Raw genomic sequence first — 11,757 nt, 5'->3', positions numbered from 1 at the left:
TTATTTTGAGCTTAAAACACATTGGTATTTTTGATTTGTATTGCTATCTCTAAAATGGAGAAAAGAATATGCATTTTCAAAGTTTTTATCTAAAGTAAAAAAAATAATTCGAATAGTTCTATCTAATGGGCTTGGTATTGAAGGGGTTAAAAAAGTATATTCTCCTGAAATTCCTGCAGAAGCTAAAGGAATATCTATATTTTGATAAGTTAAAATACCATAATGCATATTTGTTTGTGTATTAATCTTATAATTTAAAATAATTTCACTTTGAAGCATATTTCCATAAAGTGAGTTGCAGATATTTTTGAAATTTAAGCATTCATTATCACTTAAAGAGCAATTAGAGCCATTTAATTGAAGAGCATCTAATTTTTTATAAATCACTTTTGATGTACCTATGACTTCATTCGCATAAGTACTACTCATTGCTATGAATGATAATACCAAGAAAATAATATTAAAAATTCGAAATTCTTTTAACATATTGAATAATTCCTCTATTTGATTAAGGTTAATAAAACACTTTTATTATATGAATAAAAGATTAAATTAAATAATATAATTTAAAAATATAAAAAAAATTGTTTCAAATGATGTCATATTAATTGACATATATTTATTTTCATAAAACTTAATTTTATTCTAAATTTAACTAAATATTTATTATAAAAAATCCTTGATTGTATTTAAAATAGACATTTTAATTGCTTTGTTTGAATTATTAAATATTTAAAATTTGACAAATATAAATAAATGGTTTATTAGTAACGATGAATTAAAAGTATTTCTTTATTAAATAGGGGTGATATATGAAATTAAAACTTCTTTCTACTTTATTTATTATTGGGTTCCTTTTTGTGAGTAATATTGCTTCTGCAAATATATGTTTTTTAATTTGGAGTAAACCGGAACATTGTATTTTTATAAATCCTTCACCTCCTTATTATCCATAAAATATATTTATTTTTAAATTTTAAGTTTAAAAAAAAGTAAATGAATTTATACTCTCAATTTATTTGACAAAAATAATAAATATGTTAACTTAATTTTGTCCTACGCCATAATTTCATGTTTCTTTTGCATTACATACTAAAAACTAAAATTTATAAGGAGTATATAATGAATAAACCATACCCTAGAGCGTTTTCTCATATCGGAATTACTGTCCCTGATTTAGAAAAAGCGATTCAGTTTTACGAAGAAGTTTTAGGTTTTTATATGATTATGCGTCCAACTGAAATTAGAGAAGATCCAAAATCTGTTATTGGTATGATGTGTAAAGATGTTTTTGGACCTGGTTACGGAAGTTTTAGAATTGCTCATTTATCAACTTCAGATAAAATAGGGGTTGAGTTGTTTGAGTTTCCTCAAACAAATTCATTGCCAATGCCTGAATTTTTTCCATTTAAAACAGGACTGTTTCATTTTTGTGTTCAAGATCCAAATGTTGAAGAACTTGCAGAAAAAATTGTAGAAGCAGGCGGCAAGCAAAGAATGCCAGTTCGTTACTTTAATCCAGGAGTAAAACCTTTTAGCATGGTTTATTGTGAAGATCCCTTTGGAAATATTATTGAAATATATTCTCATTCATATGAAATGATTTATGCGGATGGAGCTTATTAATTTTCAAATTTTTAGTTTTTTTCAGACATTAATTTTAAGTTTGAAAGTCCTTTTTCAAATTCTTTTCCAACCAATTTATCTCTATTAATAAATAAACATAATAATTTATATATGTAGTTGGCATTGCCTTTCATATTCCAAGTGATAAGAGTTTCCCTGCCTTCTGGTTTCTATAAATGAACTTATTTAAAAAATAATCAATATTTGTGTAGTTATAAAACAAGATGGAAATATTATGATGAAAAATATTTGCTAATATAAAAAAGAAGAATGGTTAATGTCAAATTAAAAGTAATTGTTAATTTTCATAGATTTTAAGAAGAGTGAATTTATTTTATAAAAACTCATATTTATAATGAGCTACTCATAACATTTTATTGAATAAATAATATTTTAGATAAAACGATTTAATTTATAATTAATATTGTAAAATATTTAAAAAAAATAAACCAATTTATTATTTGACTGGATATTTGCAAAATGCTATTCGTAACATGATGCTGCGCATGGTTTATATTCTAAATTATGTTCTAATTTTATAAATAAACTTTTTTTATTTTAAATATAATTATCGTGAAAACATATAAAATATGTGTTTAATTACCTCATATTTGAATTTTATATGAAAATTAAAATATGACTATTTTATTAATATTCTTTATTTGTTTATATTATTTTAGAATATATCTATTTTTATTTATAATAATGTTGTTATAAATTAAATTTTATTTAATGAAGGATTAAAGTGGAATATTTAGAAAAATTTATCGATTTTAACAAAACAGAGCTTTTAATATTTGATTGTGACGGAACTTTAATGGATACCGTATGGGCGCATTATAAAGCGTGGAATGATACTTACAGTTTATTAGGTTGTGTTTTTGTATCTAATCAAGAATTTGTTGATACTTACGCTGGAACGAGTGGTGATGAATTAGTAAAAGTATTAAATCATCAATTAAATTATTGCTTAGATGTTAAAAAAGCGATTGCGCTTAAAGATGAAATTTTCGTTAAAAATTATATAAATAAAGTGAAGCCATTTGAAAAGACACTTAATATTATTAAAAAATATTATGGGGTTTTACCATTAATTGTAGCTTCTGGAGGAGAAACAGAAGTTATACGTAAAATGCTTGCAATAAATAATTTAACAAAATATTTTGTTGACATTATTACAATTAATGATGTTAAATTAGGTAAACCTGAACCAGACTTATTTCTTGAAGCAGCCATCAGGCACAAAGTTGCACCTGAAAATTGTTTAGTCTTTGAAGATTCTGAGGCAGGATTTCAAGCTGCACGTAATGCAAATATGAAGTTTATCGATATTGATAAATTTGAAGGAAAATCATTTATTAATGAAATTAATGGAAGCATTAAATCAGATTCATTTATTGAATACAAAATTTATGAATTAAGAAATGCTTTTAGCACCCATAGTAATATCATGTTTGATAAAATATTTAAAGAAATAAACGCGGTATTTCTTATTTTAGATTCTGGACTATCCAAAGAGCAAATTTATATGATAAATAACTTTTTTGATAAATTTAAAATAAAATATAACTCAATTATATTTGAATCTGGAGAAGAAAATAAAAATATTACAAATGTAATTAAATTAATTACAATATTAGATGATTTTGGTGTACAACGTCGTAGTCAACCAATTGTTGCAATTGGTGGTGGTGTATTAACGGATTTAGCTGGATTTGTTGCTAGTATATATAGGAGAGGTATTCCTTGTATTAAAATTCCTACAACTTTAATGGGATATATTGATGCGTCAATCGGAATTAAAACTGGAATAAATTTTAATCAAAATAAAAACAGAATTGGATCTTTTGCTTCCCCATTATGTTGTATTCTTGATTCAACATTTTTAAGAACACTACCTGATAGAGAATTAATTAATGGGGTTGGTGAAATTATTAAATTAGGGGTTATTAAAAATAAGTATTTATTTGAGTTACTAGAAAATCATGGTGTAACTTCCATTACGGATAAATTTCAAAATTTATTAGGAAGAGATATTTTAAATATATCAATAAATGATATGATTGAAGAGTTAAAATATAACTTCCTGGAGCTTGACTTAGAAAGAATAGTAGATTTTGGTCATACCTTTAGCTTAGTTATTGAAATGTCAGATGATGAAAATTTGTTGCACGGTGAAGCGGTAGCGGTTGATATTTTAATATCGTCAATCATTGCTTTTAATAGAAATTTAATTTCTATCTCTGAATTATCAAGAATAAAAGAATTAATTAAAAAATTTGGTTTGCCAATAAGTACAAAATTATCTGCTAATAAATTATATAATAGTTTACAGGAACGTGTTTTACACAGAGATGGCTATCAAAGAGTTCCGTTACCTAATGGAATAGGGAATCATGTATTTGTTAATGATATTAATATTGATGAAATATCCTTAGCTTTAAAAAACTTAAACACTTTTAATAGAGAATAAAAAAATGACTTATTTTCCTAATGTTGAAAAAATCATGTATGAAGGTTCTTCTTCAAGAAATAACTTAGCTTATCGATACTATAATCCAAATAAAATTGTATTAGGTCAGCGTATGGAGGATATTTTAAAAATTGGTATATGCTGTTGGCATACTATCTGTTGGCAGGGTAATGATATATTTGGAGAGAGTACATTCAAACGTAACTGGTTTAAAGATTCATCTAATCTCGATTATGCAAAAACAGATGCTTTGTTTGAGTTTATTAGTAAATTGGGAGTTCCATATTTTTCTTTTCATGATACGGATTTAATATCTGAATCTGATTCGTTTGCAGAATTTGTTGATAAAACAAAACGACATACAGATTATATCTTAAAAAAAATGGAATATACAAAAATCAAGTTATTATTGGGAACTTCTAATTTATTTTCTCATCCTCGCTTTATGTCTGGCGCATCTACGAATCCTAACCCTGAAATATTTTGTTATGCTGCGGCAAAAGTTAAAAATGCCATGGATCTAACTCACAAATTAAATGGTCAAAATTATGTCTTATGGGGAGGAAGAGAGGGTTATACTTCTATTTTAAATACATCTATGAACAGAGAAATTAAGCAGCTCGGTAAATTTGTTAATCTAGTTGTTGAATACAAACACAAAATAGGCTTTAAAGGTGATATTTTAATTGAACCAAAACCATGTGAGCCAACTAAACATCAATATGATTTTGATGTTTCCACTGTATTCGCATTTCTAAAAAATTATGGTTTAGAAAATGAAGTAAAAGTAAATATCGAAGCAAATCATGCAACATTAGCAGGTCATTCTTTTGCTCACGAAGTTGAAACTGCGTTTAATCTTAATATTTTTGGAAGTATTGATGCAAATAGAGGTGATCCACAGCTTGGTTGGGATACAGATCAATTTCCAAATAATTTAGATGAAACAGTCTTTATTATATATTCGATATTAAGGCATGGTGGATTTAAAAATGGTGGGTTTAATTTTGACGCAAAATTGCGAAGACAAAGTACTGATTTAAATGATTTGTTTTATAGTCATATTGGTGGAATTGACTTACTAGCAAAAAGTTTATTAATTGCAGAAAAGATCATAAATGATAATTTTTTTGATGATATTATAAAAAATAAATATGCTGCATGGAACTCAAAATTTGGAAATAGCATCATGAATAGTGAACTTTCCTTAAAAGATCTCTATGATCATATGTTACTTAATAATCTGAATCCAAAAGTAGTTTCTGAAAATCATGAATTAATTGAAAATTTATATAACAAATATTTATGGGAATTTAAAAATGAATTATAAAAGCACAGTAAATTCAAATGTTGTAATTGTGACGGGTGGAACAAGAGGTATTGGTAAAGCCATATCTGAAGATTTTTTAAAACATGGTTCAATTGTATACGCTCTATATGAAAAAAATGATATAATGGCAGTCGAATTTTATAACTTAATGAAATATAAATATCTTAACTTCTTTAATATTATTAGAGCAGATATTACAGATAAAGAGGCAATAGATAAAATAATTATTGAAATCATCCAAAAAAATAGTAAAATTGATGTCCTTGTTAATAACGTTGGAATTACTAGAAACAAAGAATTTTCTGAAATGAGTTTTGTTGAATGGAATACAGTTGTTGATGTAAACTTTTCTAGTTTATATAATATTACTCACCCAGTAGTTAAATGTATGAAAAATAATAATTTCGGTAGAATTATTAATATTTCATCTGTAAATGGGCATAAAGGTCAATCAAAAGAATCAAATTATTGTTCTACAAAGTCAGCAATGTATGGATTTACTAAATCTCTTGCACAAGAACTAGCGTCTTATGATATTACTGTAAATACAATATCTCCTGGGTACATAAATACAGATCTCACCGCCACATTAGATAATTCTGAATTGGATATAATTATTAGTCGAGTCCCTAAAAAACGTTTAGGCACTACTTATGAAGTCGCTAGAATTGCTACTTTTTTAGCCAGCAGAGATTCGGGATTTATTACAGGCACAGATATTTCTGTTAATGGAGGTCTTTACATGTAAATTATTTTGGCAGTTAATATCTAAATGAAATATCTTTTGCAAAATTTGAATGGAACAGAATGAATTACACGTAAATATCTTCGTCAGATAAAATTAAGGTTGAGTCTTAACCCCTCACTTCTTTTCAGACATTAATTTTAAGTTTGAAAGTCCTTTTTCAAATTCTTTTCCAACCAATTTATCTCTATTAATAAATAAACATAATAATTTATATATGTAGTTGGCATTGCCTTTCATACTCCAAGTGATAAGAGTTTCCCTGCCTTCAGGTTTCAAGATAAATTCAACAAAGCTGACGTCTTCAAAAGGTTTAAACATTTCAAGTTTCATTTGGACCAAATTATTTGGTACACTTTTTTGGATTGACATGCGTCCTGCGCCAACTTCATTGTTTCCTTCCCATTTGTAACTTGCTCCTAATCCTTCTGTTGGACCATCAAATGTCATTTTTGTTTGTGGGTCGAGTTTAGCCCAAGGGTTCCATTCATTAAATTTTTTTAAATCATTTACATTTGCAAATATGGTTTGTTGTGATGCTGTTATTCGGATGGATCTTTCAATAACATATTCAGATGGCTGAAATGCCGCGTATCCAAGCACACATCCAATTAATAATAATATGATAAGAATAATCTTTTTTACCATTTAAAAACTCCATAAAAAATTTATCATATAATAAATTATAGAGACTGAATATAAAATAACAATATTAGTCTCTATAAATGAATTTGACGCAAAATAAATATCAAGTTTTTAAATAGATAATATTTTTATTTAAAAACTACCTTGAACATTTCCTCCATATCCTCGAACAACTGAATTGAATGTATTATTGGGACCATTTTGCCATTGTATAACATTATTTGATTGATCATTCTTTTTAAGGCATTTCCATTGAATATTATTTGTATTTGAAGAAATATTTGAAAAATAACCTGACCAAGTTGGATATTCAACGGGATTTAATTTAATTGCTTTTGATGTATCCCAATTTCCAAGTTCAGGAGTATTACCTAATATATAAACAGATTCACCAGTTTTTGTTGTAGAATTAAAACATGTAAAGTTATACTGCGAATAATTACTTCCATTTTGTTTTAGAGAAAAGGAATAAATAGTGGATGTATTTGTAGCTATATACCCTAATTTTGCTATTACAGAATTTCTGCTAGATTGTGTCCAGCAGTTTTCATTTATATTTTCAGTGCATTTATTTAAGAGACTGCCATTTATATTTATTGATAATAAAGTCTCGTTTGGAATTGCAATTTCAACAGATTGTTTTCTCTTTAATGGCATTCCATTATAATTTCCTTGAATTGCAGAAACAGACACTGTTATATTATTTCCTGATCTAATTTGTGAAATTAAAGTTTGAGAATATTTAGATGATTTATAATCTATAGAATGACCATCATCTTCATATAAAGTAAATTCACTTTTATTATTGCTCGGCACTACTTTTAAAATGAGATCATTTATTTTACTTCCATCACTTCTTAGCCCTAGCATATCCATTGTTTTATCATCGACCAACATTTGAGGAATAATAGCACCTTCTCTAACAAATAATGGAATCTTATAATTATTTCCTAAGTAGATTGGATAATCAATATATGTTTTTCCATTATAAGTTACTTCATCAAGAGTGTGATAATTTAACCACCTACCCTCTGGTAAATATATATTTCTTCTTATTGGGTCATCATATTGAGATATAGAGCTTCCTAATAAAAATTTACCAATCATCTTTTCACTACTATTTGAACGTGCATTTAAATCATTTTGAAATAAAGTAACTAGAGGTGGAGTCACAGCTTCTCCAAACAAATGTGCTCTATAAAATAAGGAGTAGTAATAAGGTGCTAAAGCATAGCGTTGATATATGTTTTCTCTATTTGAATTTATATCTCCAATTAAAGATGGTGTTGTTTCAGAATTATCTGTTTCGCCTACCCATGTGTGTGGCCTAACGGGAAAATCAAACACAACAGCATTCGCAAACCATTGTGTATAAAGTTTTTGTATGTCTTTTCCATCAAAAACGTTTCTATGAAACCCACCTGTATCGGCTGAATAAAAATCAATTCCACTTAGCGAAACATTCATTTGGTTATTTATATGAGCTCTTAATCCACCTAAATTTGATCCAATATCTCCAGACCACATTCCAGCCCCAAATCTCTGCATACCTGGAGCACCTGCTCTACTTATAAATAAAGGGCGTTCTTGAAAAATAGAGTTTTTTTGATTTAATGTATAACCGCGATGAAGACTTTCTATCCATTTAAATGCGTATAAATTAGCGATATCAGAATGTCTATTTTTTAATACTCCATTTACATTATATCCAAAATAATATGCATTTGCATCATACATTTCTGGCTCATTTAAATCTAACCAAAAATTATTTATTCCCATGTTAATAAGTGGAATTTCTTTTTTCTGGAACCAATAATCGGCAGCACTATCATTACTCCAATCTATCATTCCGCCACTTCCCCACCAAGTATCTTTAAAAAATACAGGGTCGCAATTTTGTAAATTTTTTCGAACAAGGTAACAACGTGTCATTAAATCTTGATAATCAGATTTATTTGAATTTGGGGCAAATGCAGTTTCAGAAATATAGGATTCTTGTATTGGAATAAACTCAATTCCTTGATCTTTATATTTTTTTATATTTGTAGCTGCGTCTGGGAAATTCATTTGATCAAAGCTTATAGAGCCCATTCCTTTTGTGCCACCAAACCAATATAGGTCTAAAGCAAATCCATCAATTGGAAACTTATTTTGGCGAAGATTATTTAATTTGGCATTTACTTCATTCCAATTTTTATATCCATATTCACTTACCCATAATCCTAAAGTTTTTTTAGGAGGTACTGTAGGAAGTCCTGTTAGTGAAAGATATTTTTTTCTTAGCTGCTCTAAATTATCTCCAGCAATTATAAAGTAACGAAGTTGATCTCCCCACATTGAAGCATTCCAAGCTTGATTATTTGTAAAATCCCAACTTAATTTATAGGGACTATCAATAAAAATAGCGTAGTTTTGATTTTCATTTCCTAAAGCATACAAAATAGGGAATTGAATTTTTGAATTTGCTCCTCCTGAAAAACCAACAAAAGTATTTCCAAATTCTCCAGGCTCCCATTTTCTTCCAATCCAGTCTCCATTAGCAGAATTTGGATCATAAAAATATTGACCTAGACCATAAGCATTTTTATTTTGTGTCGAATTTATTTGAAGAGTTTTTGTAGAATTATTTAAATTTAAAGGACATATATTTCCAAGATTATAATTAAGTTTTTTGTTATAATAAGATATGCATAAAGTTTTTTCATCAATAAAAATTGAAAGATTTGAAGTTTCAATTACATTTCCATTTTTAGAAAATTTACTTGGACCTTTAAAATTATTTTGGCTTGTAATCATAGGTGTTGTATAAATTGGTAATTTAATGTCGGAAGTTGTTCCATTTGCGGTCTCAACATGAATAATATCATCTGAAAGAATTTCTATAGAAATATATTTTCCATTTGATGAATATTGTAAATTAGGAATTTTTTCAGAGAATGTAGATTTTGCATATAAATCAAAACTTTTAGAACTTAAAAATAAAACAAAAGCACTTGATACAATTATACGATAATATTTGTATATTTTCATAAATACCCTTTCGTTTATTTAATTATGAATTGTCTTTTTTGTTCTAGAAAATTTTCTAAAAAAGAATTACATTAAAAATGTTTATTTGTAAAACACTTAATTTGTTTTTTTAAAAATAAGTTTTTAGTTTTAATTTATTGATAATTTAAATAATTATATATAAATATATATGAAAAACAATAAATATTATTTTATGATATTGTTTGTTGTTTTTTGAATGTATTAAAGATTGATTCCCATTTTTAAATTCTTTGAAACATGATTATGACATTTGTTTTGAAATTGAGTCTTTTTTCTATGAACCTTCTAACGCCTATTCTAAGATCATCTTGTAAAATATCTTCATTAAAATTCCGTTTTTTAATACTTGACTCATAAACATTATTAAAAATTAACGGAACTTTTTTGGCTAAATGTTCTGGATTTAGTGGAATTCCTTTAAATGCAACAGAAGGTTCTCCTATAATATTGTAAGTATTTTCTTCAAATACTATAGAGACAACAGCAACGCCACCATGAATTAAAGCAACTCTGTCTTTATAAATTTGACTTGATTGAGAAAATATTCCACCAGGGCAAACATAATCTCTACCAGATGAAACTGAATCTACTACCCCAATAATATCTGGACCTACAACAACAACATCTCCATTTTCGGCAAGAAAGGCTTTATCGGGAGATACACCGCAAGATATTGCAATTTCTCTATGTTTCTTTAAGTGTCGATAGGTTCCGTGAACAGGCAAAAATGAAATTGGTTTTGCTGTATTTATACACGTAATTAAATCTTCTTGATAGCCATGTCCGCTTACGTGAATTGATTTATTTTCTTTTGATGTGATAACTTTACAGCCAATTCTTGTAAATTGTGTGATTAAACTTTCAATTGTTCTTTCATTACCAGGAATTATTCTTGAAGAAAAAATAACAGTATCTTTTTCGTCAATTCTAAAATCAGATACGTTATTCCATGCTAGGCGGTGCAGTCCCGAAAAAGATTCTCCTTGGCTTCCTGTGCAGAGGATACAAACTTCATTTCTTGGATATTTATAAATATCCTGAATTTCAATAAATATATTATTAGAAAAATTTAGTAGACCTAATCTACTTGCTATTTCTGTATTTTTTAATAATGATTTTCCTAATAACGCAATTTTTCGATCTGTTAAATAAGCTGCTTCAAAAATACTTTGAAGTCGCCATATATTACTAGCGAATGTTGCTATGATAACAATACCATTTTCTTTATCTAAAAAATCAATCATATGAGGTGAAATTTCAGATTCACTCATATCTGTTCCAGTTTGAAATGAATTTGTACTATCACTCATCATTAAAGTAACAGTTTTTCCTTCTGTTACTTTTTCTACGTTTTTATGAGTCATTGATTTTTCTGGTGGCGAATAATCAATACGAAAATCACCCATATGTAAAATATTACCAATTTTAGTTTCAAAAAATAATCCAGATGCATCGGCAATGCTATGATTTACTGGAAAAACAGTTACTTTCATGTTTCTAAAATAGACTGGGTCAAAATAATTCCAGAGATTAAAAATAGCATCATAAATTCCAGCTTCTTCAAATTTTGATTTAATGAGCTCTAAAGTAAATTCAGTTCCATAAATAGGAGCTGGATATTTTTTAAATAGATATGGAAGTGCTCCAATATGATCTTCATGACCATGAGTAATTAACCATGCATCTGGCTGAATTTGATTTTCATCGATGAATTTAGTGTCTGGTAAAATGAGATCAACCCCAAGTAATGAAGCGTCTGGAAATAATGCTCCTGCATCTATAAAATAATAGCGATCCATTACACAAAGTACTGTCATATTCATCCCTATTTCTCCGCAACCGCCGAGAGGGATAATTTTAAGGGAATGAGAATCCATTTAATTTCCA

Annotated in this window: 9 protein-coding genes; 5 read left to right on the top strand and 4 right to left on the bottom strand. The window is 27.5% G+C overall.

Features of this window, described 5'->3' with window-relative positions:
* Complete coding sequence (locus GCL60_RS07850) at positions 1–486, bottom strand: hypothetical protein (protein ID WP_153419964.1); 486 nt, start codon at positions 484–486, stop codon at positions 1–3.
* Positions 487–812: 326 nt separating this feature from the next.
* Between GCL60_RS07850 and GCL60_RS07845 the strand changes: the two genes are divergently transcribed.
* From GCL60_RS07845 to fabG, 5 genes are all read left to right on the top strand, one after another.
* On the top strand, positions 813–956 hold the full coding sequence (locus GCL60_RS07845) for a hypothetical protein (protein WP_153419962.1): 144 nt from the start codon (positions 813–815) through the stop codon (positions 954–956).
* Between the two features lie 166 nt (positions 957–1,122).
* Positions 1,123–1,626 carry a lactoylglutathione lyase family protein gene (locus GCL60_RS07840; RefSeq protein ID WP_153419961.1) on the top strand — a complete coding sequence of 168 codons (504 nt, stop codon included), beginning with the start codon at positions 1,123–1,125 and terminating at the stop codon, positions 1,624–1,626.
* 745 nt (positions 1,627–2,371) lie between these two features.
* Complete coding sequence (locus GCL60_RS07835; RefSeq protein ID WP_153419958.1) at positions 2,372–4,099, top strand: HAD-IA family hydrolase; 1,728 nt, start codon at positions 2,372–2,374, stop codon at positions 4,097–4,099.
* 4 nt (positions 4,100–4,103) lie between these two features.
* Complete coding sequence (gene xylA, locus GCL60_RS07830) at positions 4,104–5,429, top strand: xylose isomerase (protein WP_153419956.1); 1,326 nt, start codon at positions 4,104–4,106, stop codon at positions 5,427–5,429.
* On the top strand, positions 5,419–6,177 hold the full coding sequence (gene fabG / locus GCL60_RS07825; RefSeq protein ID WP_153419954.1) for a 3-oxoacyl-ACP reductase FabG: 759 nt from the start codon (positions 5,419–5,421) through the stop codon (positions 6,175–6,177). Before xylA ends, fabG begins: the two co-directional genes overlap by 11 nt.
* Before the next feature lie 114 nt (positions 6,178–6,291).
* Here the strand turns inward: fabG and GCL60_RS07820 are convergent, their stop codons facing one another.
* The 3 genes from GCL60_RS07820 to GCL60_RS07810 all read right to left on the bottom strand — a co-directional run bounded on the left by GCL60_RS07820 (position 6,292) and on the right by GCL60_RS07810 (position 11,747).
* Entirely contained in the window at positions 6,292–6,822 is a 531-nt protein-coding gene (locus GCL60_RS07820) for an SRPBCC family protein (protein ID WP_153419952.1), read from the bottom strand.
* Positions 6,823–6,951: 129 nt separating this feature from the next.
* Positions 6,952–9,849: a TIM-barrel domain-containing protein gene (locus tag GCL60_RS07815; protein WP_153419949.1), complete on the bottom strand. Its 2,898-nt coding sequence runs from the start codon at positions 9,847–9,849 to the stop codon at positions 6,952–6,954.
* A gap of 242 nt (positions 9,850–10,091) precedes the next feature.
* Positions 10,092–11,747: a ribonuclease J gene (locus GCL60_RS07810; protein WP_153419947.1), complete on the bottom strand. Its 1,656-nt coding sequence runs from the start codon at positions 11,745–11,747 to the stop codon at positions 10,092–10,094.
* Between the last annotated feature and the right edge of the window lie 10 nt (positions 11,748–11,757).

The sequence above is a fragment of the Silvanigrella paludirubra genome, from assembly GCF_009208775.1.
Lineage (GTDB): Bacteria > Bdellovibrionota_B > Oligoflexia > Silvanigrellales > Silvanigrellaceae > Silvanigrella > Silvanigrella paludirubra.
This window is presented reverse-complemented; position numbering and strand designations above follow the sequence as displayed.